Origin of the sequence: Nocardia lasii (genome assembly GCF_042658545.1) — a bacterium.
GTDB classification, from domain to species: Bacteria; Actinomycetota; Actinomycetes; order Mycobacteriales; family Mycobacteriaceae; genus Nocardia; species Nocardia lasii.
The window spans coordinates 117,134-143,786 of record NZ_JBHSQN010000001.1; the positions used below are offsets into that span (position 1 = coordinate 117,134).

Here is a 26,653-nt window from a genome sequence, read left to right on the forward strand (position 1 = left end):
CGGCGCCCGGCAATACACTCCTCACATGACTGCCGAACAGGCCGCGGCCGCGATCGCCGAACGTACGGGAGTGCCACGCCATCGCGTGGCCGTGGTGCTCGGATCGGGGTGGCAGGAGGCCGCCGCCGAGATCGGGGCGCCACACGCCTCCCTGCCCATGGTCGAGTTGCCCGGCTTCGGCAAGCCGAGCGCCCAGGGCCACGGCGGCATGGTCCATTCGCTCACCGTGAACGACAACGACGTGCTGTTGCTGATGGGCCGCCAGCACCTCTACGAGGGCTACACGCCCCAGCAGGTGGTGCACCCGGTGGCCGCCGCGATCGCGGCGGGCGCGGAGATCGTGCTGCTCACCAATGCCGCGGGCGGGCTGCGCGCCGGGCTGCGCGTGGGTGATCCGGTACTGATCGCCGACCATCTCAATCTCACCGCGCGCACCCCGCTCGAAGGCGCTCGGTTCGTCGATCTCGTCGATGCCTGGGACCCCGAATTGCGGGCGCTGACCAGGGAGATCGACCCCAGCCTCACCGAGGGCGTGTACGCCGGGCTCACCGGTCCGCAGTACGAGACGCCCGCCGAGATCCGCATGCTCGCCACCCTCGGCGCCGATCTGGTCGGCATGTCCACCGTGCTCGAGGCGATCGAGGCGCGCTCGCGGGGGGCGCGGGTGCTCGGGATCTCGCTGGTCACCAACATGGCCGCCGGCGTCACCGGTGAGCACCTGTCGCACGCGGAGGTGCTGGCCGAGGGACAGGCCGCCGCGCCGCGACTCGGCAAGCTGCTGCGCGGAATTCTGGAGCGCGTGTAGATGCTGCGCTTCGGGACCGCGGGCCTGCGTGGACCGTTGCGCGAGGGCCCCGACGGGATGAACGTGACCACGGTGTCGCGGGCCACGGCCGGGTTGGCCGCGTGGTTGCGGGATCGGTGCCTGGGCGGCGGGGTCGTGGTGGTCGGGCGCGACGCGCGGCACGGGTCGGCGGAGTTCGCCACGGCCACGGCCGAGATCTTCACGGCGGCCGGATTCCCGGTGACGGTGCTGCCCGATCCGGTGCCGACGCCGGTGGTGGCGTTCGCGGTGCGGGAGCTGGGCGCGGTGGCGGGCGTGCAGATCACCGCCTCGCACAATCCGCCCGCCGACAACGGGTACAAGGTGTATCTCGACGGCGGTTCGCAGTTGATCGCGCCCGCCGACAGCGAGATCGAGAAGTCGATCGAGGCTGTCGTGGAACCTGTTGCGCGGCAAGCTGTTCCGACATCCGGGGCGGATCTGGTCGATCGTTATCTCGCGCGGATCGCGCAACTGCCCGAGCTGCTCGGCGGTCCGGGTGAGCGCGCGCCGGTGCGGATCGCGTTGACCGCGCTGCACGGAGTGGGCGGTGAGCTCGCGGTGCGGGCGCTGGCCGCGGCGGGGTTCACCGATGTACACATGGTCGCCGAGCAATTCGCGCCCGATCCCGATTTCCCGACCGTCGCCTTCCCCAATCCGGAGGAGCCGGGGGCGGCCGATCTGGTGCTGGCGCTGGCCGAACGCATCGACGCGGACGTGGCGATCGCGCTCGATCCCGACGCCGATCGCTGTGCTGTCGGCGTGCCGGGCCCGAGTGGCTGGCACATGCTGCGCGGGGACGAGACGGGCGTGCTGCTGGCCGATTACGTGCTGCGCACCCGCCCGGCCGATCCGCTGGTGGCCACGACCATCGTGTCCTCGCGGCTGCTGTCGAAACTGGCCGCCGCGCGCTCGGCCCGCTACGCCGAGACCCTCACCGGCTTCAAATGGCTGGCCAGGGCCGGTGAGGGGCTCGTGTACGCCTACGAGGAGGCGATCGGGCACTGCGTCGATCCGAGCAAGGTCCGCGACAAGGACGGCATCTCCGCCGCCGTCGCCACCGCCGACCTCGTGGCCCTGCTGAAGGCGCGGGGGCGGACGTTGCAGGACGAACTCGACTCCTACGCGGTCGAATTCGGCCTGCACGCGGGTGACCAGGTGTCGTTGCGGCTGGCCGACCAGGCCGCCGCGAGCGCGCTGGTGGCGAAACTGCGCGCGGATCCACCGGCCGAGATCGCCGGTACCCCGGTGACTTTCACCGATCAGGCGCTGGTGCGCGGTCGCTTGCGCACCGACGCGCTGATCTTCGACGCCGCGGATTTCCGCATCGTCGTTCGGCCGTCGGGGACCGAACCCAAACTCAAGTGCTACCTGGAGGTGTTCGCGCCGGTCGCCGATCGGGCCGACCTGGACGACGCGCGAGCGCGCGCCGCCCACCGGCTTTCCCAGCTGGCCGCCTACTGCCGAGGCTTGGCGGACGACTAAGGGCCGTCACGCGCTGCTCGGGGCGGTGGCGACTATCCGGCGTTGTTCGTCCGGCGACGCCGCTGCCCGCGGCGTGGCACGTACGACCACCCCGACCTTGTTCGCCCGGCGGCGGACAGGTCAGCGGGGACCGAATTGGCGGTCGCCCGCGTCGCCGAGGCCGGGGACGATGTAGGCGTTCTCGTTGAGTTTCTCGTCGACGGCGGCGGTGACCAGGCGCACCGGCAGACCCGAATCGGCCAGGGCGGCAACGCCTTCGGGGGCCGACACGACGCAGACCGCGGTGATGTCGGTGGCGCCGCGGGCGACGAGCAGTTCGATGGTGTGTCGCATCGAGCCGCCGGTGGCCAGCATCGGGTCGAGCACGAAGACGGGCAGGCCGCTCAGGTCGGCGGGCAGCGATTCCAGGTAGGGCACCGGCTCGTGGGTCTGTTCGTCGCGGGCGATGCCGACGAAGCCGACGCGGGCCTCGGGAACGAGCTCGGCGGCGGCGTAGACCATGCCGAGTCCGGCCCGCAGCACCGGAACCAGCAGCGGCGGCGAGGCCAGCCGGACGCCGTCGGTGACTGCGACCGGCGTGTCGATCGGGGTTCGCACCACGGGCGCGTCGCGCAGCGCCTCGTACATCAGGATGCCGGTGAGGTCGGCCAGAGCATTGCGGAAGGTGGCGTTGTCGGTGCGCGCGTCGCGCATGGTGCTGAGCAGGGTCGCGGCGAGCGGATGGTCCACGGTGTCGGTGCGCATGAAAAGACGATAGGGTCGCCAGGCACTTCGCGCCTACGACCGCAGGGGAAAATTTCGCGGTGGGAGGGAACCGAATGCGGAGTCGGTGCGTCCAAGATAGTGAGTGACGTACTCTGCCCGGTGAACTGACGAGGATTGGGGGAAGTTCGATGCGGAAAATGTCGGCCGATGCCGAGGGCATCATGGCCTACAGCGGGGCTGCCGAGGTGATGGCCACGGACCTGGCGACGGCGGCGGCCGGTTCCATCGCCTCCGATCCGACGCTGCTCGGCCCGGTGATGGGCCTGATCGGCGGCGATTTCACCACCGCCTACGCGGCCGCGCACGCGGGCCACGTGGCCGCGATCGGCCAGCTCTCGGCGGTCATGGGCAGCATGGGCCTGGCCACCGCCAGCGCCGCGACCACCCTGGTCGAGACCGACCTGAACAACGCGGCCCCGCTCATCGCGGCCGCCGGCGACATCGGCACCGACGCATGATCGACCTCAGCGGCCTGGCTCAACCCCTGCTCGATCTGCTGTCGAGCTTCGGCTCCGGCGTGCTCGGCACCGGCGGCCCCTCCGACGGATTGCGTTCCACCGCAACCAATCTCGATCAGATCATCGCGCTGAGCAAGTCCAGCATCAACAACGTCAACACCGTGTGGGACGGTCAGGCCGTCGACGCTGTCACCGCCAAGGCCCTGCGCGTGCAGACCTCCTCGGCCACCCTGTCCGACACCGGCACCGAGATGGCGACCGTGGTCGACCAGGCCGCGGCCTACGTGCAGACCGGGCAGAAGGAGCTCGACGGGATCGTCAACTCGTTCCTGGCGCAGGTGTCGGCACTGGGCCCCGCGCTCGGCACGCCCGCGGGGCTGACCACCGTGGTGGCCTCGGCCATCGACCACATCGGCCAGGGCATGGGCGTGGTGGGTCGGGTGCAGGACGAACTCGGCACCCAGACCGCCGCCATCCAGGACCTCACCCCCGCGCCGTCGAGCACGTCACTGGCCAGCGTGGCCTCGGGCGCGTCGAATCTGCTGTCCTCGGTGTCGAGTTCGGGCCTGTCGACCGCGGCGAGCACCGGCAGTTCCCTGCTCGGCACCGTGGCCTCGGGACTGTCCTCGGCCCTGAGCAGCAGCAGTTCGGGCAGCAACGGGTCGAAGACGAGCACCGGCGGCAACGGCACCAACGGCACCGGCAACGGCGCGTCCGCCGGCTCCTCGGCGGGTTCGTCGACCGACGGCACCGGCGTGAAGATCACCCTGCCCGACGGCAGCGTGGTCGAGGCCCCCAACGAGAAGGCCGCCACGGCGGTGCGCTCGGCCATCGGCGCCGTCGGCACCCCGTACGTGTGGGGCGGCAACTCCCCCGGCTCCGGCATCGACTGCAGCGGGCTCACCAAGTACGCCTACGGCGAGGCCGGGGTCGAACTGCCCCGCCTGGCCCAGGAACAGCACATCGGCAACCCCCAGGTATCCCCCGGTGACCTGATGCCGGGCGATCTGGCCGTGTGGGACGGCCATGTCGCCATGGTGGTCGGCAACGGGCAGCTCGTCGAGGCAGGCGATCCGGTCTCGATCAGTTCCATTCGAACGGAGAACAGTGGCATGGAGTTCTACGGCTTCTACAGGCCCACCTCATGACCGGCACCCCGATCCCCGAGGTGCCCAATGTGGAGTCCGCGGTCAGCAGTAACCGCTCGGGCACCATCTCGGTCCGCGCCACCAGCATGGGTCTGCCGATCGCGATCAAGTTCGAACGTAGCGAATACCAGTACGGCGCCCAGGCACTCGCCGACGAGATCCTGCGCCTGACCCGGCGTTCGACCATCGCCGCCGCCGCGCGCCTGCGCGAGGTCTACGCCGAACAGGCGCAGATCCCCGACGAACTGCTCGACAAGATGAACCTGCCCACCCGGCGCCAGGCGGTCGACGAGCTCGACCGCATCGACGACGCCGACACCGGTCAGACGAGTTGGATGAGGCCACTGTGAGCGCGGAAATGGATGCCCTGGTCGCGGGCGTCACCGGAAAACTCGAGGCGCTCGAGGCGGCGCTGTACGGGTTGAAGCAGGTCAACGGGCGTTTCACCACCGAGGACGGACTGGTCACCGCCGAGGTGAACTCCGACGGCGCCCTGGTCGCGTTGCGACTGGACGAGGCCATCACCGCACTCGCCCCGCCCGAGGCCGCGCAGCTCATCCTGACCGCCTGCAAACAGGCCACCGAGACCGCCGGTGCGCAACGTTCCAACATCATTGCGACGCTGAACGAATCGCTCGCCGGACCCGGTGCACAGCCCTCCGGGCACTTCGCACCCGGGCCGGATAGTGCCCGGCGCTCGAGCTAGCTAGGCTTCGCGTCATGGCTTCTGGAGACATCGTCCCGATCGAGCTCGGTCTGACCGATGGCGATCTCGTCACCCTGTGGGCTCCGCGCTGGCGCGACGGCGACGACGAGTGGGAGGCGTTCCTCGGACACGAGGACGACCTCTACGGTTTCGAGTCCGTCGCGGAACTGGCGGCGTTCATTCGCACCAACTCCGACAACGACCTCGTCGACCACCCGTCGTGGGCGCTCATCGCCGGTCTGTCGGCCGCCGAGCTGGAGCCGGAGGAGAATTTCAGCTTCGATCTGGTCTCCGTGCCGGAGCTGGCCGCGGGCGAGCCCGACGGCGAGGTCGTCGGCGAGCTGGAGGACACCCTGGCGATGGTGCGCAATATCGCCGAGGTGTGCGAGCTCGACGTGGTGACCAAGTTCTTCGGCAACAACCCGGTGCTCGGCGCGCTGGCCAGCGGTGCTTCGACCTTCGTCGGCCGGGACGGCGAGGAGCTGTGGGATCAGGTCGGCGCCGCGATCGTCAAGGGCTGGGACGACGTGCTCGACGCGATCGACAGCGTCGTGTCCACCCCCGAGGTCGACGCGGCGGCGGTCGCGGTCGCCGAGGCCGAGCTGCTGGCGGCCGAGGAGAACGTGGTCGACGCCGACGATGTCGCCGAGGAGGAAGAGGAGTTCGAGAGCGTCGATCTCAGCGCCACCGACGACGAGGACGAGGACGAGTCGTTCTGGGACGGTGTCGGCATCGACCCCGTCAAGATCGTCACCTCCGACGGCGAGCACTTCACCCTGCGCTGCTACCTCGACGACGAGCCGATCTTCCTCGGCAACGGCCGCACCATCACCGTGTTCGGCTCCGAGCGCGCGCTGGCCCGCTACCTGGCCGACGATCACGAGCACGAGCTGGCCCGGGTCTCGACCTTCGCCGAGGTGCAGACCGCGGCCGTGGACGGTTCGCTCGAGGTCGCGGTGACCGACGAGAACGTCTACGTGCTCACCGGACTGGTCGAGGACCTGGCCGAAGGGCCCGAAGCGGTCGACATCGAACAGCTCGATCTGGCGGTGGAGCTGTTCAGCGACGCCGCCGACTACGCCGATGACGACAGCGTGGAAACCGCTCTCGCACCGTCGAATCCGCTGGGCTGGTACGTGTCGTACCTGCTCAACCCGGACCCCAACCGGATGGCGCCCAACCCGCCGTTCGCGCCGGAAGCCCAGCAGTTCCGCGAACTGCAGCGCGTGTTCGAGGCCCGGCTCGTCAGCGAATGAGTGGATCAGGGGTGGCACCGATCGCGGTGCCACCCCTGATCTCGCCCGCTACCCCAGCAGGACCGCGTAACCCGGCTTGATCACCTCGTCGATGATCTTCAGCCGGTCCGGGAACGGGATGAAGGCCGACTTCATGGCGTTGATGGTGAAACGCTCGAGGTCGCTCCACCCGTAGCCGAAGGTCTCGACCAGCTTGTACATCTCCTCGCTCATCGAGGTGTCGCTCATCAGGCGGTTGTCGGTGTTGACGGTGACCCGGAAGCGCAGCCGGGCGAGCAGGTCGAACGGGTGCTTGTCCAACGACGGGACCGCGCCGGTCTGCACATTCGACGACGGACACAACTCCAGCGGAACCCGCATATCGCGCACATAGTTCGCGACCAAGCCCAGCTGCGCGTCCTCGATGTCACCCGGCACGCTGATGTCGTCGGTGATCCGCACCCCGTGACCCAGCCGATCACACCCGCAGAACGCGAGCGCCTCGTGGATCGACGGCAACCCGAACGCCTCGCCGGCGTGAATCGTGAAGTGCGCGTGGTTGGCTCGCAAGTACTCGAACGCGTCCAGATGCCGGGTGGGAGGGAACCCCGCCTCCGCGCCCGCGATGTCGAACCCGCCGACCCCGGCGTCACGGAACCGCACGGTCAACTCCGCGATCTCGCGCGAACGGGCGGCGTGGCGCATGGCGGTGAGCAGACAGGTCACCCGGATGGTGTGGCCCTGCTCGGCCGCGATCGCCTCACCCTCCCGGAACCCCGCGAGCGTGTGCTCGACGACCTCGTCGAGCGTGAGGCCCTTCTCGAGGTGCTGCTCGGGCGCGAACCGCACCTCCGCGTACACGACACCGTCGGCGGCGAGGTCGATCGCGCACTCGCGCGCCACCCGCCGCAACCCCTCCGGGGTCTGCATCACGGCCACGGTGTGGGCGAAGGTCTCCAGATACCGCTCGAGCGAACCGCTGTCGGCGGCGTCACGGAACCACGCCCCCAAACTCTCGGCATCGCCGGCGGGTAACTCGTCATAGCCGCAGTCCGCGGCCAGTTCCAGCACCGTCGCAGGCCGCAGACCACCGTCGAGGTGATCGTGCAGCAGGGCTTTCGGTGCGCGTCGGATCGAAGCAAGGTCAAGAGGCGCCGGACCAGTCATCCCCAAACGTTAGCTCCCCCGCCTCTCCGCGTCTTCTGGCCAGACTTAAGTGCCGCGTTTGTCCCGTTGGCGGGCGGCGGTGGGTGGGGTGGTCGGGTTAGCTGTTGGTTGGGGAGTTACCCATGTGCTTGCGAGATACCGGGGTGGGATCGCGCTTTTCGGGGTCAGCTGATCCGGCCCAAGATCAGTTCGCCCGGCTTCCACTCCGAGGTGGTCTCGACGGTTATCGCGTCGGCCAGGGCGGCCAAGGCTCCCTCGAATGCCTCCGGGGTGTCGGTGTGCAGGGTCAGCAGGGGCTGGCCCGCGACTACCGTGTCGCCGGGCTTGGCGTGCATTTCGATGCCTGCGCCTGCCTGGACTTTCTCGCCCTGGCGGGCGCGGCCCGCGCCGAGGCGCCAGGCGGCGATGCCGACGCCCATGGCCTCGAGGCGGGTGAGTACGCCGCTGGATTCGGCGCGGACGACCTCGGTGTGGCGGGCCACGGGCAGGGGCGCGTCGGGGTCGCCGCCCTGGGCCTGGATCATCGCGCGCCACTGGTCCATCGCGCGGCCGTCGGCGAGGACCTCGGCGGGGTCGACGTGCAGGCCGGCCTGGGCGACCATTTCGCGAGCCAGGGTCAGGGTCAGTTCGACGACATCGGCGGGGCCGCCGCCGGCCAGGACCTCGACCGACTCGGCCACTTCCATCGCGTTGCCCGCGGTGCGGCCCAGCGGGGTGTCCATGGCGGTGAGCAGGGCGACGGTGTGCACGCCCGCGTCGCGGCCGAGTTCGACCATCGCGGTGGCGAGTTCGCGGGCGCCGTCGAGGGTCTTCATGAAGGCGCCGGAGCCGACCTTCACGTCCAGGACCAGCGCGGCGGTGCCCTCGGCGATCTTCTTGCTCATGATCGAGCTGGCGATCAGCGGGATCGACTCGACCGTGCCGGTCACATCGCGCAGGGCGTAGAGGCGCTTGTCGGCGGGGGCCAGATCGGCCCCGGCGGCGCAGATGACCGCGCCGATCGCGGGGTCGGCGAGGATCTCGCGCATACGCGGGACCGTCACGTCGGCCTGCCAGCCACGGATCGACTCGAGCTTGTCCAGGGTGCCGCCGGTGTGCCCGAGGCCGCGCCCGGACAGCTGCGGCACGGCCGCGCCGCACGCGGCCACCAGCGGGGCCAGCGGCAGGGTGATCTTGTCGCCGACGCCGCCGGTGGAATGCTTGTCGACGGTGGGGTGGGGCAGGTCGGTGAAGTCCATCCGGCTGCCGGAGGCGATCATCGCCGCGGTCCAGCGGGCGGTCTCGCGCCGGGTCATGCCGCGCAGCAGGATCGCCATCGCCAGCGCCGACATCTGCTCGTCGGCCACGGTCGCCCGGGTGAATCCGTCGATCACCCAGTCGATCTGCGCGTCGGAGAGTTCGCCACCGTCGCGTTTGCGGCTGATCACCGACACCGCGTCCAGGCCGGACGCACCGGGCGGACTGCCCTGCGACAGGTGGTTGGAACGTTCGTTGGACTCCGACGAGTTACCCATCAGCCAACTAAATCAGTGGTTACCCACCTTCGCCAGTCCGACCGGCCGCGAGATCGTCGGGGCCGAAGGCGTAGGGCAGCAGCTCGGCCAGTCGCTTGGGCCCCTCGGGGTGATCGATGAGCAACTCGGCGCCGCCGTGCTCGAACAGCAGCTGTCGACAGCGCCCGCACGGCATCAGAATCTCGCCCCGGGAATCGCTCACCGACAGCGCGATGAGACGCCCGCCACCACCGATGAATAAGTTACCGACGAGTACGCATTCGGCACACAGGGTAAGCCCATATGAGACATTTTCCACATTGCATCCGCTCACAATTCGGCCGTCGGCACTGAGAGCTGCCGCGCCGACCGGGAACCGCGAGTACGGGACATATGCCGCACCCATCGCGTGAATTGCCTTGTCACGCAACGTATTCCACTCGATTTCGGGCATCTTGAACCTCCAGCCGATCCCGTCGAACACCGGGAAAATGAGGCCGGAACACCAGTATCCGGCATCGAGAAAGGTAAACCTAACTCGCCTGTTTCGCACGCAACGCGCGGCACGCCGAATTAGTTCCGCGAAACAGAGGGGATTAGAGTTCACCGAAGATCGGTTCAGGTTCCCGGCGGCGGGCCAGCGCTCGAGAATACAGCGCAGCCACCTGGGCATTTGCCTCTCCACGCATGCCGGCGTCGGATCTGTGACCGGGTCCATCAACGACGTTGGAGGCACCGCACTCTATGACCACGATAGAAGCTCCGGCTCCGGCCCAGCCGAAGCGGAAGACGCTGTACCGCGGCGACCCCGGCATGTGGTCCTGGGCGCTGCACCGGATCACCGGTGTCACGCTGTTCTTCTTCCTCTTCGCCCACGTGCTGGACACGGCACTGGTCCGGGTCAACCCGGAAACCTACGACGCGGCGATCGAGCTCTACAAGAACCCCGTCGTGGCGTTGATGGAGATGGGTCTGGTTGTCGCAGTCCTGTTCCACGCACTCAACGGCGTCCGGGTCATTCTGGTCGACTTCTGGTCACAGGGTCCGCGTTACCAGAAGCAGATGCTGTGGATCGTTCTCGCCATCTGGGTTCTGGTCTCCGCCGCAGGCGTCGGCCGCCAGTTCTTCTACCTGCTGACGGAGCACTGATATGTCCGCACCCATCATCGGCAAGTCCTACGATCGCCCGGCCAGCCTCGACCTGCCCCGCTCGCCGCGCGGCAAGTCCAACGGCAACTTCGAGAAGTGGGCATGGCTGTTCATGCGCATCTCGGGCCTGTTCCTGATCGTGCTGGTCCTCGGTCACATGTTCATCATGTTGATGATCGACGGTGGCGTTAACCGCCTGAACTTCGCGTTCGTGGCCGGTCGCTGGTCCAGCCCGTTCTGGCAGTTCTGGGACCTGTCGATGCTGTGGCTGGCCCAGCTGCACGGCGGCAACGGCCTGCGCGTGATCATCGACGACTACTCCCGCAAGGACTCCACCCGGTTCTGGCTCAAGGTGATCCTCGTGCTGTCGATGATCCTCGTCGTCGCGGTCGGTACCTACGTCATCTTCACCTTCGACCCCAACATCACAGGTTAGGACAGGCCACCTCGCATGAGTGAGCGAAGCGAACTGATCAATGCCACGGGTGGACGATCCATCCAGGAGCATCGCTACGACGTGGTCATCGTCGGCGCCGGCGGCGCGGGCATGCGCGCGGCGATCGAGGCCGGGCCGCGCGCCCGGACCGCGGTCCTGACCAAGCTGTACCCCACCCGTAGCCACACCGGCGCGGCCCAGGGCGGCATGTGTGCCGCGCTGGCCAACGTCGAAGAGGACAACTGGGAGTGGCACACCTTCGACACCGTCAAGGGTGGTGACTACCTGGTCGACCAGGACGCCGCGGAGATCATGGCCAAAGAGGCCATCGACGCGGTCATGGACCTGGAGAAGATGGGCCTGCCGTTCAACCGCACGCCCGAGGGCAAGATCGACCAGCGTCGCTTCGGCGGCCACACCCGCGACCACGGCAAGGCGCCCGTCCGTCGCGCGTGTTACGCCGCCGACCGCACCGGTCACATGATCCTGCAGACGCTCTACCAGAACTGCGTCAAGCACGACGTCGAGTTCTACAACGAGTTCTACGTGCTCGACCTGGTGCTGACCGAGTCCGATCGCGGACCCGTCGCCACCGGCGTCGTCGCCTACGAGCTGTCCACCGGCCAGATCCACGTCTTCCACGCGAAGTCGATCGTGTTCGCCACCGGTGGCTCGGGCCGCATGTACAAGACCACCTCGAACGCGCACACGCTGACCGGCGACGGCATGGCGATCGTGTTCCGCAAGGGCCTGCCGCTCGAGGACATGGAGTTCCACCAGTTCCATCCGACAGGCCTCGCCGGCCTCGGCATCCTCATCTCCGAGGCTGTTCGCGGTGAGGGCGGCATCCTGCGCAACGTCTCCGGCGAGCGCTTCATGGAGCGCTACGCCCCCACCATCAAGGACCTCGCGCCGCGTGACATCGTCGCCCGCTCGATGGTGCTCGAGGTGGCCGAGGGCCGTGGCGCCGGGCCGAACAAGGACTACGTCTACATCGACGTGACCCACCTCGGCGAGGACGTGCTCGAGGAGAAGCTGCCCGACATCACCGAGTTCGCGCGCACCTACCTGGGCGTCGACCCGGTCAAGGAGCTCGTGCCGGTCATGCCGACCTGCCACTACGTGATGGGCGGCATCCCCACCCGCATCCGTGGCGAGGTGCTGCGCAACAACACCGACGTGGTCCCCGGCCTCTACGCCGCCGGTGAGTGCGCGTGCGTGTCGGTGCACGGCGCCAACCGCCTGGGCACCAACTCGCTGCTCGACATCAACGTGTTCGGCCGTCGCGCCGGCATCGCGGCCGCCGAGTACGCCAACCGCACCGAGTTCGTCGAGATGCCGGCCGATCCGGCGCAGATGGTGCTGGACTGGCTCACGCTGATCCTGTCCGACCACGGCAACGAGCGCGTGGCCGACATCCGCACCGAGCTGCAGGCCACCATGGATGCGAACGCGGGCGTGTTCCGCACCGAGGAAACCCTCAAGAAGGTCCTCACCGACATCCACACGCTCAAGGAGCGCTACACCCGGATCACGGTGCAGGACAAGGGCCGCCGCTACAACAGCGACCTGCTCGAGGCCGTCGAGCTGGGCTTCCTGCTCGAGCTGGCCGAGGTCACCGTGGTCGGCGCGCTCAACCGCAAGGAATCGCGTGGCGGTCACGCGCGCGAGGACTACCCGGATCGCGACGATGTGAACTTCATGCGGCACACGATGGCATACAAGGAGGGCCCGGAGCTCATCTCCGAGATCCGCCTCGACTTCAAGCCGGTGGTGCAGACCCGCTACGAGCCGATGGAGCGTAAGTACTGATGACTGCTGCAGTCGATACCGCCAAGCAGAAGCCGGCGCCGGTCCCCGAGGGCTCGGTCATGGTCACCGTCAAGGTGGCCCGGTTCAACCCCGAGAACGGTGAGGGCGCCTACTGGGACACGTTCCAGGTGCCGGTCCTGCCGACCGACCGTTTCCTCAACGTGCTCATCTACATCAAGTCCTACCTGGACGGCACCCTCACCTTCCGGCGCTCGTGCGCCCACGGTGTGTGTGGCTCCGACGCCATGCGGATCAACCAGGTGAACCGCCTGGCCTGCAAGGTGCTGATGAAGGACCTGCTGCCCAAGGGCGACAAGACCCTCACCATGACCGTCGAACCGATCCGCGGCCTGCCCGTGGAGAAGGACCTCGTGGTCGACATGGAGCCGTTCTTCGACGCGTTCCGCGCGGTGAAGCCCTACCTGATGACCTCGGGTAACGAGCCCACCCGCGAACAGATCCAGAGCCAGGCCGACCGGGCCCGCTTCGACGACACCACCAAGTGCATCCTGTGCGCGTGCTGCACCACCTCGTGCCCCGTGTACTGGACCGACGGCAGCTACTTCGGCCCCGCCGCGATCGTCAACGCGCACCGCTTCATCTTCGACAGCCGTGACGAGGGCGCCCGCGAGCGCCTCGACATCCTCAACGACGTCGAAGGCGTGTGGCGCTGCCGCACCACCTTCAACTGCACCGACGCGTGCCCCCGTGGCATCGAGGTCACCAAGGCGATCCAGGAAGTCAAGCGCGCCCTGCTCTTCGCCCGCTGATCGTTCTCGCTGAGGCCGTCCGCACCCTTCCGGTGCGGGCGGCCTTCGTCGTTCCGGTGCCGGCCCGTACGCGTGGCGAATTGTGAGCTCGGCCGCCGAGGAGTTACTATCTACTCAATAGTTCGGCCCGCCCTGTTCGTCAGGAGCGGGCCGGATTTGTATGGTCGACGGATGCCAACGGTCCGAACACCCAAGCCGTTCCTGTCCATCGCGGACCAGATCGCGCTACTGACCTCGCGAGGGATGACGATCGAGTCGCCTGAACTGGCCGATCGCTGGCTTCGCGCGGTGGGTTACTACCGACTCAGCGGCTACTCCTACCCATTCCGCGCGCCCGATCCGCAGGACACGTCGAAGCTCACCGACGATTTCATTCCCGGGACAACATTCGCCGAGGTCGTCGGCCTCTACGAGTTCGATCGACATCTGAAGAACCTCATCATGAGTGGTCTGGAGCGAATCGAGGTCGCCATGCGTAGTCAGATCGGCTACACCCTGGGCAGCCACGGCCCCCTTGCCTACGAGCAATCGCACATCTTTCGCCCACAGTTCTGTGGATCGATCAACCACACCAAATGGCTCTCGACGGCGCGGGGGCGAGTCGGTCGAGCCAAGGGGCACGATGCTGCAGTGGACCACCACATCGCCAACTACGGCGGCGACATACCGATCTGGGTTCTGACGGATGTTCTCGACTTCGGCGATCTGAGCAAGCTGTTCGCCGGGATGACCAGCGTCGACCAGCAGCGAATCATGCAGTGGTTCGCCATCACTCCTCCGCCACTGACACCGAACCTCAGCGAGAACCAGCGTCGGAAACAGCGTAAGCGCTGGAAACAGAACCCGCCCCTGGCGAACTGGCTCCTGCACCTGACGATCGTCCGTAACATCTGCGCTCACCACAGCCGCCTGTGGAACCGGCGCCTGACCCCGGTCGGCACGCCCGCTCTCACAGGACTTCCCGGATTCGAGGGCCTACCCCCTGACCAGTTCGAAAGCGTCTACGGAACGCTCTGTTTGATCGCGTTTCTGCTGGCTACAACCTCACCCGGCAACACCTGGACCTGCAAGGTCAGCCATCTGGTCGACAGCAGCTTCGCCGAGTTCAGCATCAGAACTGTTCAGGAGATGGGATTTCCTGTCGACTGGAAAGACCTGCCCCGGTGGGCCGACGCGTCCTGACAAAAGATGCGGGTGCTGATCGTTCTCGCTGAGGCCGTCCACACCTTCTCGGACTGGCAGGACCGCCTACGACTGGCCGCGAACCATCGGGACAACTGGGGTCTGGTGCAATTGGTGTGTCTGAGCACCGACGAGCAACTGCGGGAGTGGCTGGTCGGGGCCGACCGGTGAGCCACCCCGAACCGACGCGGGCTCGCCACGCCGAATTCTGCGAGATCGAGCGGTGGAAGCGGGTGCGCGATGCTCGAGGTCGCAGCGGAACCCATCACGTGACCTTCGAGCTGGAACTCACCGACGGACGCATCCTGCGCACCCGTATCTCCCACCCACCCGACCGGACCGGTTACGGCCCCTCGATCTGGGCGCACATCCTGCGCGACCACCTCGACGTCACCGCCGAGGTGTTCTGGGCCTGCGTCCTCGACAAGGCCCTCCCCCCGAGAAGTTCCCCGCTCCCTGACAGAGAGTCACTCCCGGCCGATCTCGTCCACATGCTGGTCCATCGGGTCGGGCTTGCCGATGCCGAGGTCGCCGTACTGACCAAAGCCGAAGCCATCGCTCGAGCCCAGCAATTCTGGACCACCGGGTCCTGATGCTCGCCTATCGATAGTGGGCGGCGGCGTCGAGGACGGCGGTTCGGTAGGAGCGGCCGAAGAGGACCGCGTGGGCCAGCCAGAGGTGGAGTTGGTGGAGGGGGACGCGGGTGTGCCAGTCGGGGGCGAGGGGGTGGATCTCGTTGTAGGCGGCGATGATTCGAGGGAGGTGGGGGGCGCCGCCGAAGAGGTGGAGGGAGGCCAGGTCGGTTTCGGGGTGGCCGCCGTGGGCGGCGGGGTCGATCAGGTAGGGGGTGTCGGCGGGGCCCCACAGGATGTTGCCGGGCCAGAGGTCGCCGTGGATGCGGGCCGGGGCCGAGGTGGGGGCTTCGATGCGAATGGATTCGATGAGGCCGGCGTCGGCGGGGTCGAGGGCGCCCGCGTCGACGGCGAGCCTCAGGTACGGCAGGATTCGGTGTTCGCGGTACCAGGTCGGCCAGTCGTCGCCGGGGGTGTTGTCCAGGGGTAGACCCGCGAGGAAGCCGTCGCTCGCGGCGCCGAAGGTGGGTGCGCCCGCACGGTGGGTGTGGGCGAGTCCCGCGCCGAATCGTTCGGCGGCGGTGGCGGTCGGCTCGGCGTGGTCGATCCACTCCATCAGCAGCAGATCGTCGGTCTGCGCGTACAACTCCGGCACGGCCACCCCACCCGCCGCCCGCAACCACGTGAGACCGTCGGCCTCGGCGGCGAACAACCCGGCCGGAGCGGCCACCAGCCCGACGGTCGGCGCGGCCGAGACTCCCCCCGGCCAGGTCTTGAGCAACACCTGCGTCCCGTCATCGAGCCCGATCCGCTCGACCACACTGATCGACCCACCCGAGACCGGAGTGGTCCGCAGTCGCTGATGAGCGAGAAAAGTCGACAGCAGGTGCGGGTTCGCACGCAGGAACGGCAGATCCACACCCCCATCATGCCCAGACCTACCCGACCACCGCGCGCGAACCCCTACTCGTCCGGATACGGCTCGCGCAGGAACTCGGTATTCACCTCGGCGACAACCTCTTCGGTGATCGACCGGAGATCAGGTCCACCGACGTAACGGCGAGTGCGGGCGTGACCAACCGGTTCGATCAGGGTGAGTCGTTGGAGCCACTGCAAGTCACGGACCGAGATGTCGCGCGAGATGGACTCGTCCTGGGCATAGGTGGATCGACGCAGGTGCCCTTGGGCGGCGGCGTAGAGCGCGGTGACGGTTCGCTCTGGCAGTCCGTGTCGGGTGCCGAGTTCTTCCAGCCTCGCCCACAGTCGCGCGGCGGCTTCGAATCGGCGCTGCACCCCCTGGGCTTGCAGGTGGTGGGCACGTAAACAGAAGCGGACCCACGGGTGTGCGTCGTTGGTCGGGTCGAATCCGCCACGTTGGGTTCTGCGCAGGGCCGCGTAGTACTCCAACGTATTGAGTTCGGACAGCCCGAGCCATTCCTCGATGCTGGAGAATTCCGGGGCGAGCACTTGCCCGCGTGCCAGCACCATGGTGTGCAGGCACCGCGACATTCGCCCGTTGCCGTCGCGCCATGGATGAATGGATACCAAGTCCAGGTGCGCCATCGCCGCGCGAACATCAGGGGACTCGTCGAGGTCCCCGTCATTGAGCCACTCCATCAGTTCACGCATCAGCACGGGAACCTCGTCGGCCGCCGGACCCTCGTAGACGGGCGGTCGACCCGCACCACCACTCACCCAGATGCCACCGGGCCGGTATCGGCCCGGCCACTGGTGGATATCGTGTTTGATCAGCATGAAATGCAGCGCCGAGAGCAGCATCTCCTCATAGCGGAAGGCGTCGAAATCCGCCGTCTGCTGGACGTAGGTGAGGGCGTCCTTGTACCCCTCGACGGCCGCCCTCGTGTCGTCGTCCGGGGCTGCCGACATCTGTTCACCGGACGCCAGTGCCATCGCGTCGTCCAGGCTGATCGTGTATCCCTCGATCGTGTTGGATCCCCGGATCGCCCCGGCGGACAGACTCCGCCGCAGTTGCCCCTGCCACCGGCGCGGCTCGGCCAGCCGATGCCGGAACTGGTCCCGGAACTCCTCGATTTCGGCCAGCACGCGACGGTCGTTCGCATCCAACGACGGCACCCGGAACAGCATGCTTCGATGCTACCAGCCTGATAGCATCCGCGACTCGAAGCGATCACCGGTCGAATTCCGGTGGCGCGGTGGACCAGGACTCCCCCGCGACGACGATGTGGTCGAGGTAGCGCAACCCCACGGTGCGGGCGGCCTGGTGGAGCAGGGTGCTGGCTCGGTGGTCGTCGGGGCTGGGGGTCGGGTCGCCGGAGGGGTGGTTGTGGGCGACGGCGAAGGCTCGGCCGTCGTGGCGCAGGACGGTGTTGAGGATTTCGCGGACGGGGACGGCGACGTGGTCGATGGCGCCCTGGGCGACGAAGGCGTGGTGGCGCAGGCGGTGCTGGGTGTCGCAGACCAGCACGAGCAACCGTTCCACGCGGGCGCCCGCGAACAGGGGGATCGCGGCGGCGGCGATGTCGTCGGGGGTGGTGAGTTGGGGTTGGGAGCGCGCGGGCAGGCGCGAGCGGGTGCCGAGGTGGAAGGCGGCGACGACGGTGGCGGCCTTGGCGGGGCCGATGCCCGCGCGGGCGGCCAGTTCCTCGGGGCGGGCGGCGGCGAGTTCGGCCAATCCGCCGTAGTCGCCGATCAATTGGGCCGCGAGCTCCACCGACGACTGGCCGCGGGTGCCCTGGCCGAGGAGCAGGGCGAGCAGTTCGCCGTCGCTGAGCGCGTGCGGGCCGAGCATGAGCAGACGCTCACGCGGGCGTTGGGCGAGTGGCATATTCGCGATCGGTACCGACATTGGTTTCCCCCTGCGATCGGTGACGGAATCCGATGATCGCAGGGGGCACCGACAAGTTCGGGCAACCCCTCGGCCACCACGTCGGCGGCGAAACCCGAACTCGCCTCAGCTCACTCGAGCGAAGGTTCTTTGCTGAATACCGAGTCGGCCATGAGCCGTTCGAGATTGCGTAGTTGGCGTTCGTGCACCACGATGCGGCGTAGCGCCTCGTTGACGGTCGCGTTACTGTCGGCGGTGCCCATGATGTCGGCGGCGGCGGCCAGCAGACGATGATCGAGATCTATTCGCAGGGTGCGCACACATCCTCCTCTGATACGAACGCAATCTTGCGTGATGGGCTTTACCGCCGTCGGTATATTCACCGCGTCGTTACCGAACCGGCTTTCGCACCTTCGCAGATTCGCTGGTGAAGCTCGGTCAGCAAGCGCACAGAAAACGCGGTGCGTCGCCGGAATCGCGCACGAACGAGCCCGGTGAACTGAACAGTTTGCGCAGTTGCGCGCGTCGTTGTTGTCGCCCGCCGCACCCGGTGCTTGCCTTGAACCATGTTCACAGAGGCCCAGCTCTACTCGCCGGTGACGCGTGAGCGTGACGGCGATGTGACGGTGCACCTGAGCGAGAACCACCCCGGCGTCGACGACGCGAACTACCGCGCGCGCCGCAACGCCATCGCCGCGCTCGCCCTCGACCACGCAGGCGGCCCCGTCCCCCACATCGACTACACCGACGACGAACAGCGGGTGTGGCGCATCGCCTCGGCGGAGCTGGCCCGCAAACACGAGCGCTACGCCTGCCGCGAGGTGCGCGAGGCGGCCCGCGAACTGGGCTTGCCGCGCGATCACATCCCCCAGCTCGACGAGGTCTCGCGTCTGCTGGCACCGCTGTCGGGCTTTACCTACGTCCCCGCCGCGGGCCTGGTCCCGCTGCGCGAGTTCTTCGGTTCCTTCGCCGAGCGCACCTTCCACTCCACCCAGTACATCCGCCACCACTCGGCCCCGCTCTACACCCCCGAACCCGATGCCATCCACGAGATCATCGGCCACGCCAACCAGATCGCGAGCCCGCGGTTCGCCGCGCTGTACGAGACGGTCGGCGCGGCCGTCGGCAGGCTGGAGACCGACGCGGCGCTGAAATTCCTGGCCGATGTGTTCTGGTTCTCACTCGAGTTCGGTGTGGTTCGTGAGGACGACGAGATCCGCTGCTACGGCGCGGGACTGCTGTCCTCGTTCGGCGAGATCGATGAATTCCGGCAGGCTCGGCTACGTCGGTTCGATGTCGCGGAAATGGGCACGATCGCCTACGACATCACGCACTACCAGCCGGTTCTGTTCTGCGCGGATTCGGTGGATCAGATCGTCGGGGTGCTCGGCGAATTCTTCGCGACCATGACCGACGACACCCCGGCGCGGCTCGCTCGGCAGGCCGCCACTTCGACTTAGCCGATCCTAATACTATGTCGCAGAACACAGTTCGCCATTTTGTGGTTCTCACCTGGTGAGACCTGAGACGCGAGATTCGGTGCGCGACTGTTACTTTCGACCCGTTCTTCAAGCTTGTGAAAGGGTCGGGTGGACCGAAAATGACTGTAGACGTGACGGATACGCAGGCCGAGCAGAATCCTGAGCCGGAAGCCCCGCTGTGGCTGCAGGGTCGCGAAGCCGTGATCGCCGCGGCGGCGCCGAGCGAATGGCGCGGCAACGTGCCCGACTACGAGTTGAGCCACGAGGTGATCCCGCGTGAGCGCAGCGTCGAGCACGCGCCCGGCTCGCTCGAGGCGATCGTCGAGGATCTGGTGAAGGTCTTCGAGATGGAGGTCTCGCACAAGGCCGATCCCGCGACGTGGCTGTCGGTGGTGGCCGATCAGTACCGCGGCCGGGTCAACGGCGGGGTGTGGCAGGACGCCGAGGAGTTCGCGCGGATCGGCAGCTACAACATCCTGATCGGCGACAACCCGTACTACGACGCCGAGAACGAGACCTTCGACTCCTCGCACCACATCTTCCACACCGCCTTCCCCGGCGGTTTCTTCTGGGAGGTCCTGGAAGTGCTGTCGGGCCCGCCGACGGTGAGCATCCGTTGGCGGCACTGGGGCAAGTTCGAGGGTGAGTACAAGGGCCACGCGCCCACCGGCGAGCAGATCGAGATGTTCGGTGTGACCATCGCCCGCGTGAGCGAGGACCTGCGCATCCTCGAGCTCGAGCACTTCTACGACAACAACAAGCTGCTCGGCCCGCTGGCCCACGGCTGCCCCGTGCAGCACGGCAAGTAGGTGGCGCTGCCGCCGTTCGATGCGTTCCGACGCGTCGAACGGCGGCGTCGCGGAAGAAGTTAAGCTGCCCGGCGATGAGGATTCGTGAAGTCGGCGTGCACGCCGCGTGCTTTCTCGGCGTCGCCGTCGCGGTGTTCGTGAGCACCCCCGCGGTGGCGCTACCCGCCCCCGACGAGCCGGGTAGTTCCACGACGAGCACCCCGTTCACCACCCCGAACACCGACGATTGCGCCCAGCGCACCCAGCCGCCCGCGCCGATCGACAGCTCGGAGGTCCCCGCGCCGGGCGAGCCGACGCCGAGCCCGCTGCCCGTCCCCGCCCCCGCGATCGGCGGCGAGCGGATGCGCGATTGCGGCGTGGTGCTGCCGCACGGCGCGCCCGCGCCCCCGGCGGAGATCTCGGCGACCGCGTGGATGGTGTCCGATCTCGACACCGGGCGCGTGCTCGCCGCCAAGGACCCGCACGGCCGCTACCGTCCCGCCAGCACCATCAAGGTCGCGTTGGCCATCGTCGCGCTGCGCACGCTGGATCTGGACACCGTGGTGATCGGCACGCAGGCCGACGCCGATGTGGACGGCACCAGGGTCGGGATCGGGCCGGGTGGTCGCTATACGAATCGTCAGCTCATGCAGGCCCTGATCATGTGCTCGGGCAACGACGCCGCCCACGCCATCGCCACCCAACTCGGCGGCGAGAAGGCCACGGTGGCGAAGATGAACGAGCTGGCGAAGTCGTTGCGCGCGTTGGACACTCGCGCCGCGACCCCGTCGGGCCTCGACGGCCCCGGCATGAGCACCTCGGCCTACGACCTGTCGGTGCTGTTCCGCGAGGCGATGAACATCCCGCTGTTCGCCGAGCTCATCCACACCGAACAGGTCGACTTCCCCGGCTTCCCGGCCGACCCGGCGATCCCCGGCGACACCGACCATCCCGGCTTCCCGATCGGCAACGACAACCAGCTGCTCTACAACTATCCCGGCGCGATCGGCGGCAAGACCGGTTTCACCGACGACGCCCGCCAGACCTTCGTCGCCGCCGCCGAGCGCGACGGTCACCGTCTGGTCGTCACCCTGCTCAAAGCCGATGTGCGCCCGATCCGCCCGTGGGAGCAGGCCGCGCGGCTGCTCGACTACGGCTTCGGCCTCGACGCCGACGCCCGCGTCGGCAAGTTGCCCGAATCAGGCAGTGAGGCAGTGCAACCCACGGTTCCGCTGGCCTCCCCGCCGCCGCGCGCGGACGGCAGCCCGGTCGAGATCGATCGCCCGACGCACGAGGCCGCGCGGGCCGTCACGGTGCTCGGCGGCATCGTCGTGGTGGTGGCGCTGTTGGTGGCGGCACGCCGGGCTTTCCGACGGAGGCCGTGAGGTCCTCGCCGAGCGACACCGGCGCGCACCGAACCCGCGACTCGACGTGGTCCCCGACGCCGAGGAGCCGCTACCATCGGCAGCCGTGCCCCCGTTCCGCCGATCACTGACCGCGCTCCTACAGGCCCGGTTCCCGCTGCTGTTCGTCGAGACCTTCGAGGAGCAGCGCGTGCACGCCGAGATCATCGCGGCGGCAACCGGTTTGGCGGTGCCGCGGGCGGTTTGGCACTGGTCGAGCACGCAGGGGCTGTGCCGCGAGGGCGGGCTGCCCGAGCGCAACACCACCGAGCCCGCCGCGATGCTGGGCGGGGTGACCCGGGTGCAGGAGCGGTCGGTGTTCGTCCTGGACGACCTGCACGCGTTCCTCGGTGACGGCAGCCGCCCGGCCGACCCGCAGGTGGTGCGCGCGCTGCGCGATCTGGTGCGCGAGTTCCGCGGCGGCGAGTCGGCGCGCACCGCGATCATCGTCGCGCCGGTCCTGCGGATTCCGCCGGAACTCGAAAAAGACGTCACCGTCCTGGATTTCGCGCTGCCCGACGAGCAGTCGATGCGCGAGTTGCTCGACTCGATGATCGCGCGCAATCACGACACCGTCAGCATCGCCCTCGGCGCCTCCGGCCACGACCGACTCACCAAGGCCGCGCTCGGCCTCACCCTCGCCGAGGCGGAGAACGCGTTCTCCCTGGCCATGGTCAACGGCAACACCCTCACCGAGGACGACGTGGAGGTGGTCCTGACCGAGAAGGCGCAGACGATCCGCAAGTCCGGGCTGCTCGAGCTGATCAGGACCGAGGTGCGGCTCGACGACGTGGGCGGGCTCGAGGTGCTCAAGACGTGGTTGGGCAAGCGTTCGGATTCCTGGTTGGCCGAGGCCGTCGCCTACGGGCTGCCCGCGCCGAAGGGCGTGCTCATCACCGGTGTTCCCGGGTGCGGAAAGTCGTTGACCGCCAAGGCCGTTGCCGCGTCCTGGGGGTTGCCGCTGATCCGGCTCGACATCGGACGGATGTTCGCCGGGCTGGTCGGGGCCAGCGAGCACAATATTCGCACCGCGTTGGCCACCGCCGAGGCGTGCGCGCCGTGCGTGCTGTGGGTCGACGAGATCGACAAGGGTTTCGCCGGGGCGGGTTCGGCGGGCGACACCGGTACCAGCGCACGGGTTTTCGGGACGTTCCTGACCTGGATGCAGGAGAAGGATCGCCCGGTTTTCGTTGTCGCGACGGCGAATTCGATCGAGAACCTGCCGCCGGAGTTCCTGCGCAAGGGTCGCTTCGACGAGATCTTCTTCGTCGACCTGCCCAGCGCGGCGGAGCGCGAGACGATCTGGCGGCTGCATCTGACCCAGCGGTTACGCGGACCGGCGGCCGGGATGACGTTGTCGCCGAAGCTGATTCAGGATCTGGCCGCGTCCTCGGACGGTTTCTCCGGTGCCGAGATCGAGCAGGCGGTGGTCACCGGACTGTTCGACGCCTACTCCGGGCGCCGCGCGCTGATCGCGGCCGACCTGTTCCACGCGGTGGAGAACACGGTGCCGCTGTCGTCGCTGCACGGCGCGCAGATCACCGCCCTGCGCGAGTGGGCGAAGTTGCGCGCGGTCTCGGCGTCCGGGTTGGAGATCCCCGCGCGGGATTGGTAAGCGGATTACAAGGCCGCTGCGCGATACTGCGGGAATGAGCATCTCCCTCATCCTGGTGCCGATCGCGATCGGCGCCGTCGCCAAGGCCGCGGCCGCGCACAGCTCCCCCGACGCCGCCACCTGCACGGTGTCCACCCGACTGCGCGACCGGCGCCTGCTCGCGCTGGCGCTGGCCGACACCGGCGGCCGGGTCACCGACACCGGACCCGACGCGATCGACGTCGAATGGGAGCGACTCGCGGCCCAGCTGCGCCGCGACACCGACGGCATCTGGCAGGCCCACTTCACCGGGACCACCGACGAGCAGGAGTGCGTGGCCTCGATCATGCGCGTCGACACGGCCTACGGTCGGCGCGTGCAGGCCGAGGTACTGAATCGGGTACGTGAGCGCGCGCCCGAAGCCGGCATGACCCTGGTCTCGGAAACGGCCAACACCGACGCCTCGGTGACCATGGTGCTCGAGGTGAACCGATGAGCGACAAGCCCGTTCGCCTCACCCTGACCATCGGCGCCGACGGTCGCGTCGCCGCCGAAACCCACGACGCGCTCGGCCAAGACTGCCTGCCGTACGTGCAGGCGCTCGAGGATCTGCTCGAGGCCACGACCGAGGACAGCGCCTACACCGCCGATTGGTGGCGCACCGAAACCGTCAGGACCGAGCCCAGCGTGGTCGAACCGCAGCGTGAGCAGTTGGACGGCCGCTGGTGACCAGCCCGATGCCCGGCACCCGGAACTGGCGGATCACCCACAGCCTGTGGGTGCTGCCGACCTTCGCGTGCGGGCTGCTCACGTGGACCAGTTTTCTCTACATCGGGCTGCGGACGAAGACCCGCGCGTGGACCCTCTGCGGCGTTATCTATCTCGTCGGCGCGGTCGCGTGCTTCGTGCTGATGACCTTGTCGGGCGCGAGCAAGTCCGAGGTGGCGGAGGGCGCGACCCCACCCACCTCGACCCAGCAGGCCTACGGCGACTGGGGCGCCGGATTGATGCTCGCCATCATGTTCGGCGGCGTCGTCCACGCCCTGCTCGCCCGCCCGCACTACCTGTACAAACTCGCCCAGACCGAACTCCGGCAGCAACCGTTCGTCCCCGTCTATCCGCAGGTGCCCGCCTACCAGCCCGCCCCGGACTGGGTGGGGGCCGACCCGCGCCAGTTCTGGGGTCCGCCGGCCGGTGCTCCGTACGGCCACACCGCCACCGGGTTCGGTCAACCGGTCGGCACTCCTCAAAGCCACGCGGTCGCCTCCGGGTTCGGACAACCGCTCGGCACCCCCGCCACCGACCCATACGGCCAACCAGTCGGCACTCCCCCAGGCCACACGGTTGCCTCCGGGTTCGGTCAACCGGTCGACACTCCCTCCGGTAACGCCGCCGCGCCGTGGGGTCACGCGAGTCCCGACCCCGTCGGCTCGCAACCTCCGTCCCTCGCGAAATCCCCGACCCGGATCGCGGTCAACACCGCCGGTGAGCGCGAACTCGCGACCCTCGGTCTGTCCGACGCGGCGACACGAGCGGTGCTGGCGGCGCGGGAGCGCAGTGGCGGATTCCGTGACGTGCACGAGTTCGGTTCGGTCGCCGGCCTCAAACCCCATGAGCTGTCCCGGATCTCGGACCGACTCGACTTCGCCGCACCGCCGCGCGCCGTCCAGAACCTGGGCCGAAGGTTGGATCTGTGATCCCGGCGGCGACCTCCCCGGCAACCCTGCGGGTGGCGCGGGTACTCACCGCCACCGAGGCCGAAGGGCCGGGGTTGCGGATGGCGATCTGGGTGCAGGGCTGCACGATTCGCTGTCCGGGCTGCTTCAATCCGCAGCTGTGGGCGAGCGCGGGCGGTTCCGATGTCTCGGTCGCCGACTGGTCACCGGCGATCCTGGCCGACGCGGTGGCGGCGGGCGTGGAAGGCATCACCCTGCTCGGCGGAGAGCCGTTCGAGCAGGCGGCGGCGCTGGCCATCGTCGCGGCCGGCGCACGAGCGCGGGGCCTGTCCGTGATGACCTTCACCGGCTACGACTACGCCGACCTGCGCGACTGGGCGCGGCACCGACCCGACATCGCCGACCTGCTCACCCACACCGACCTGCTCGCCGACGGCCCCTACCGCGCCGACCTCGTCGACCGCGAACGCCCCTGGATCGGTTCGACGAACCAGGGCCTGCGCGCCCTCACCGACCGCTACCGCGACCTCGAGTTCACCACGGTTCCCGACCGGGTCGAGGTGCGGGTCGGCGCGGACGGCACGATCGCCGTCAACGGCTGGGGCGATGTCGACGCCCTCGATGCCCTCCTCCACGACCTCGGCCGCCGCGCCGACCAGCCGCGCAGCACCTACTTGCGCTTACCGAACAGCACCAGCGCCAGCGCCGCGAGCACGCCCGCGCCGAAGTAGGCCGCACCCGCCCCGGCGGAGGGTCCGTGTTCGACCACCCGCGGTTGGATGATCACCGGATTCGGCGGCGCGACCGTCGCGGCCGCCTCGTTGTCGCGCGAGGTCGCCGCCCACGCCGTGGCGAACAGCAGGATCCGGTAGGTCATGTAGCTGAACACCATCAGGCCGATGATCGAGCCGAACGTGGCGCCCGCCGGGCTCGACAGCACCGTGCGCAGGTAGATCGCGCCGATGAGTTTAAAGATCTCGAACGCGACCGCCGCCAGCATCGCCGCCCGCGCCGCGCTGCGCAGCGAAACCGGTTCGCGGGGCAGGCGCGCGATCATCCACGCGAACACCGCCCACGAGGCGAGCACGCCGAGCGCGATCGACAACAACCGCAATGCCACCCCGGCCCCGGGCAGGTGTTCGAGGCCGACCAGTTCGAGCACCCGCTTGGCCAACCCGCTCGCCGCCAACGCCGAGAGTCCCAGCGACACCACGAAGGCCAGCCCGAGCCCGATCAGCGCGCCGAGATCGGACAGTTTCGCCTGCCACCAAGGCTTTTCGGGGCTCTGGCTCTCCCACTGTTCGGTGAGCGCGGCGCGCAGGTTCGCGATCCAGCCCAGCCCGGTGTAGAGACCGACCAGCAGGCCGAGGATGCCGACCGTGCCGCGTGAGTCCAGGGCCTGGTCGATGAGGTCGTTGATCTGGTCGCCGAAGGAGCCCGGGATGTTCTCGATGACCTTGGCCTGGAGTTCGGTGAGCAGGTCGGGGTGTCCGGCCAGGATGAAACCGGCCACCGAGAACGCGACCATCAGCAGCGGAAACAGCGACAGCACAGTGAAATACGTGATGCCTGCGGCGAAGAAGTCACCGCGCTGGCGCTGGAATCGACCACCGGCCCTGACCAGATGATCCAGCCAGGGCCTGCTCCCGATCTGCTTCTCGACCGTGGCCGAGATGTTGTCGATCAACTGCATGACACGCGCCC

At 68.4% G+C, this 26,653-nt stretch carries 31 protein-coding genes; 22 read left to right on the plus strand and 9 right to left on the minus strand.

Going from position 1 to position 26,653, the window contains the following annotated elements; translation table 11 throughout:
• Positions 1 to 25 precede the first annotated feature (25 nt).
• Positions 26 to 805, plus strand: a complete 780-nt coding sequence (locus tag ACFP3H_RS00580) for a purine-nucleoside phosphorylase (RefSeq protein ID WP_378598031.1) — start codon at positions 26 to 28, stop codon at positions 803 to 805.
• Complete coding sequence (locus ACFP3H_RS00585; RefSeq protein ID WP_378598033.1) at positions 806 to 2,308, plus strand: phospho-sugar mutase; 1,503 nt, start codon at positions 806 to 808, stop codon at positions 2,306 to 2,308.
• 120 nt (positions 2,309 to 2,428) lie between these two features.
• On the opposite strand, the gene upp is transcribed toward ACFP3H_RS00585, so the two are convergent.
• Positions 2,429 to 3,052, minus strand: a complete 624-nt coding sequence (upp, locus tag ACFP3H_RS00590) for a uracil phosphoribosyltransferase (RefSeq protein ID WP_378598035.1) — start codon at positions 3,050 to 3,052, stop codon at positions 2,429 to 2,431.
• A 149-nt stretch (positions 3,053 to 3,201) separates the two neighbouring features.
• On the opposite strand from upp, the gene ACFP3H_RS00595 reads away from it, so the two are divergent.
• The 5 genes from ACFP3H_RS00595 to ACFP3H_RS00615 are packed head-to-tail and all read left to right on the plus strand — an operon-like array spanning position 3,202 to position 6,641.
• Positions 3,202 to 3,531, plus strand: a complete 330-nt coding sequence (locus ACFP3H_RS00595) for a type VII secretion target (protein ID WP_378598037.1) — start codon at positions 3,202 to 3,204, stop codon at positions 3,529 to 3,531.
• Positions 3,528 to 4,679 (plus strand): C40 family peptidase, encoded by a 1,152-nt coding sequence (locus tag ACFP3H_RS00600; RefSeq protein ID WP_378598039.1) that lies wholly within the window; start codon positions 3,528 to 3,530, stop codon positions 4,677 to 4,679. The genes ACFP3H_RS00595 and ACFP3H_RS00600 overlap by 4 nt, the downstream gene beginning before the upstream one ends.
• Positions 4,676 to 5,029, plus strand: a complete 354-nt coding sequence (locus ACFP3H_RS00605; RefSeq protein ID WP_378598041.1) for a hypothetical protein — start codon at positions 4,676 to 4,678, stop codon at positions 5,027 to 5,029. The genes ACFP3H_RS00600 and ACFP3H_RS00605 overlap by 4 nt, the downstream gene beginning before the upstream one ends.
• Positions 5,026 to 5,385, plus strand: coding sequence for a YbaB/EbfC family nucleoid-associated protein (locus ACFP3H_RS00610; RefSeq protein WP_378598043.1), 360 nt, complete (start codon positions 5,026 to 5,028; stop codon positions 5,383 to 5,385). The genes ACFP3H_RS00605 and ACFP3H_RS00610 overlap by 4 nt, the downstream gene beginning before the upstream one ends.
• 14 nt (positions 5,386 to 5,399) lie before the next feature.
• On the plus strand, positions 5,400 to 6,641 hold the full coding sequence (locus tag ACFP3H_RS00615) for a primosomal protein (protein WP_378598045.1): 1,242 nt from the start codon (positions 5,400 to 5,402) through the stop codon (positions 6,639 to 6,641).
• Between the two features lie 48 nt (positions 6,642 to 6,689).
• Here the strand turns inward: ACFP3H_RS00615 and ACFP3H_RS00620 are convergent, their stop codons facing one another.
• The 3 genes from ACFP3H_RS00620 to ACFP3H_RS00630 form a co-directional block, all read right to left on the minus strand.
• Entirely contained in the window at positions 6,690 to 7,787 is a 1,098-nt protein-coding gene (locus ACFP3H_RS00620) for an adenosine deaminase (protein WP_378598047.1), read from the minus strand.
• A 164-nt stretch (positions 7,788 to 7,951) separates the two neighbouring features.
• The gene (locus ACFP3H_RS00625) at positions 7,952 to 9,301 is read right to left on the minus strand and encodes a thymidine phosphorylase (RefSeq protein WP_378598049.1); all 1,350 of its coding nucleotides are present in this window, start codon (positions 9,299 to 9,301) and stop codon (positions 7,952 to 7,954) included.
• Positions 9,302 to 9,320: 19 nt separating this feature from the next.
• On the minus strand, positions 9,321 to 9,734 hold the full coding sequence (locus tag ACFP3H_RS00630; protein WP_378599571.1) for a cytidine deaminase: 414 nt from the start codon (positions 9,732 to 9,734) through the stop codon (positions 9,321 to 9,323).
• Positions 9,735 to 10,024: 290 nt separating this feature from the next.
• On the opposite strand from ACFP3H_RS00630, the gene sdhC reads away from it, so the two are divergent.
• The 7 genes from sdhC (at position 10,025) to ACFP3H_RS00665 (ending at position 15,222) form a co-directional block, all read left to right on the plus strand.
• Positions 10,025 to 10,429, plus strand: a complete 405-nt coding sequence (gene sdhC / locus ACFP3H_RS00635; protein ID WP_378598051.1) for a succinate dehydrogenase, cytochrome b556 subunit — start codon at positions 10,025 to 10,027, stop codon at positions 10,427 to 10,429.
• Position 10,430: 1 nt separating this feature from the next.
• A complete protein-coding gene (locus ACFP3H_RS00640) occupies positions 10,431 to 10,865 on the plus strand; it encodes a succinate dehydrogenase hydrophobic membrane anchor subunit (protein ID WP_378598053.1) in 435 nt (144 codons plus the stop codon).
• Positions 10,866 to 10,925: 60 nt separating this feature from the next.
• On the plus strand, positions 10,926 to 12,677 hold the full coding sequence (gene sdhA / locus ACFP3H_RS00645) for a succinate dehydrogenase flavoprotein subunit (protein ID WP_378599574.1): 1,752 nt from the start codon (positions 10,926 to 10,928) through the stop codon (positions 12,675 to 12,677).
• On the plus strand, positions 12,677 to 13,447 hold the full coding sequence (locus ACFP3H_RS00650; protein ID WP_378598055.1) for a succinate dehydrogenase iron-sulfur subunit: 771 nt from the start codon (positions 12,677 to 12,679) through the stop codon (positions 13,445 to 13,447). The genes sdhA and ACFP3H_RS00650 overlap by 1 nt, the downstream gene beginning before the upstream one ends.
• Positions 13,448 to 13,618: 171 nt before the next feature.
• Complete coding sequence (locus ACFP3H_RS00655) at positions 13,619 to 14,629, plus strand: Abi family protein (RefSeq protein WP_378598057.1); 1,011 nt, start codon at positions 13,619 to 13,621, stop codon at positions 14,627 to 14,629.
• Between the two features lie 12 nt (positions 14,630 to 14,641).
• Complete coding sequence (locus ACFP3H_RS00660) at positions 14,642 to 14,800, plus strand: hypothetical protein (protein ID WP_378598059.1); 159 nt, start codon at positions 14,642 to 14,644, stop codon at positions 14,798 to 14,800.
• A complete protein-coding gene (locus ACFP3H_RS00665) occupies positions 14,797 to 15,222 on the plus strand; it encodes a cytotoxic translational repressor of toxin-antitoxin stability system (protein WP_378598061.1) in 426 nt (141 codons plus the stop codon). Before ACFP3H_RS00660 ends, ACFP3H_RS00665 begins: the two co-directional genes overlap by 4 nt.
• A gap of 7 nt (positions 15,223 to 15,229) precedes the next feature.
• Here ACFP3H_RS00665 and ACFP3H_RS00670 read toward each other — a convergent pair whose 3' ends face one another.
• The 4 genes from ACFP3H_RS00670 to ACFP3H_RS00685 form a co-directional block, all read right to left on the minus strand.
• On the minus strand, positions 15,230 to 16,120 hold the full coding sequence (locus tag ACFP3H_RS00670; RefSeq protein WP_378598063.1) for a fructosamine kinase family protein: 891 nt from the start codon (positions 16,118 to 16,120) through the stop codon (positions 15,230 to 15,232).
• A 44-nt stretch (positions 16,121 to 16,164) separates the two neighbouring features.
• The gene (locus ACFP3H_RS00675) at positions 16,165 to 17,307 is read right to left on the minus strand and encodes a Fic family protein (protein ID WP_378598065.1); all 1,143 of its coding nucleotides are present in this window, start codon (positions 17,305 to 17,307) and stop codon (positions 16,165 to 16,167) included.
• A 43-nt stretch (positions 17,308 to 17,350) separates the two neighbouring features.
• Positions 17,351 to 18,028, minus strand: coding sequence for a JAB domain-containing protein (locus ACFP3H_RS00680; protein ID WP_378598067.1), 678 nt, complete (start codon positions 18,026 to 18,028; stop codon positions 17,351 to 17,353).
• Between the two features lie 110 nt (positions 18,029 to 18,138).
• A complete protein-coding gene (locus tag ACFP3H_RS00685) occupies positions 18,139 to 18,327 on the minus strand; it encodes a type II toxin-antitoxin system VapB family antitoxin (protein WP_378598069.1) in 189 nt (62 codons plus the stop codon).
• A 246-nt stretch (positions 18,328 to 18,573) separates the two neighbouring features.
• Between ACFP3H_RS00685 and ACFP3H_RS00690 the strand changes: the two genes are divergently transcribed.
• The 8 genes from ACFP3H_RS00690 to ACFP3H_RS00725 all read left to right on the plus strand — a co-directional run bounded on the left by ACFP3H_RS00690 (position 18,574) and on the right by ACFP3H_RS00725 (position 25,680).
• Positions 18,574 to 19,467, plus strand: coding sequence for a phenylalanine 4-monooxygenase (locus ACFP3H_RS00690; RefSeq protein ID WP_378598071.1), 894 nt, complete (start codon positions 18,574 to 18,576; stop codon positions 19,465 to 19,467).
• Between the two features lie 140 nt (positions 19,468 to 19,607).
• Complete coding sequence (locus ACFP3H_RS00695) at positions 19,608 to 20,297, plus strand: SnoaL-like polyketide cyclase (protein ID WP_378598073.1); 690 nt, start codon at positions 19,608 to 19,610, stop codon at positions 20,295 to 20,297.
• A gap of 74 nt (positions 20,298 to 20,371) precedes the next feature.
• On the plus strand, positions 20,372 to 21,661 hold the full coding sequence (locus tag ACFP3H_RS00700) for a D-alanyl-D-alanine carboxypeptidase family protein (protein WP_378598075.1): 1,290 nt from the start codon (positions 20,372 to 20,374) through the stop codon (positions 21,659 to 21,661).
• Between the two features lie 85 nt (positions 21,662 to 21,746).
• Positions 21,747 to 23,294 (plus strand): AAA family ATPase, encoded by a 1,548-nt coding sequence (locus ACFP3H_RS00705; RefSeq protein WP_378598077.1) that lies wholly within the window; start codon positions 21,747 to 21,749, stop codon positions 23,292 to 23,294.
• Between the two features lie 34 nt (positions 23,295 to 23,328).
• The gene (locus ACFP3H_RS00710) at positions 23,329 to 23,769 is read left to right on the plus strand and encodes a hypothetical protein (protein WP_378598079.1); all 441 of its coding nucleotides are present in this window, start codon (positions 23,329 to 23,331) and stop codon (positions 23,767 to 23,769) included.
• Entirely contained in the window at positions 23,766 to 24,002 is a 237-nt protein-coding gene (locus ACFP3H_RS00715) for a DUF2997 domain-containing protein (protein ID WP_378598081.1), read from the plus strand. The genes ACFP3H_RS00710 and ACFP3H_RS00715 overlap by 4 nt, the downstream gene beginning before the upstream one ends.
• A gap of 8 nt (positions 24,003 to 24,010) precedes the next feature.
• Complete coding sequence (locus ACFP3H_RS00720) at positions 24,011 to 24,970, plus strand: ComEA family DNA-binding protein (protein ID WP_378598083.1); 960 nt, start codon at positions 24,011 to 24,013, stop codon at positions 24,968 to 24,970.
• Complete coding sequence (locus ACFP3H_RS00725) at positions 24,967 to 25,680, plus strand: 4Fe-4S single cluster domain-containing protein (RefSeq protein WP_378598085.1); 714 nt, start codon at positions 24,967 to 24,969, stop codon at positions 25,678 to 25,680. The genes ACFP3H_RS00720 and ACFP3H_RS00725 overlap by 4 nt, the downstream gene beginning before the upstream one ends.
• Here the strand turns inward: ACFP3H_RS00725 and yhjD are convergent.
• On the minus strand, positions 25,620 to 26,642 hold the full coding sequence (yhjD, locus tag ACFP3H_RS00730) for an inner membrane protein YhjD (RefSeq protein ID WP_378598087.1): 1,023 nt from the start codon (positions 26,640 to 26,642) through the stop codon (positions 25,620 to 25,622). The two genes, ACFP3H_RS00725 and yhjD, sit on opposite strands and share 61 nt — an antisense overlap.
• Between the last annotated feature and the right edge of the window lie 11 nt (positions 26,643 to 26,653).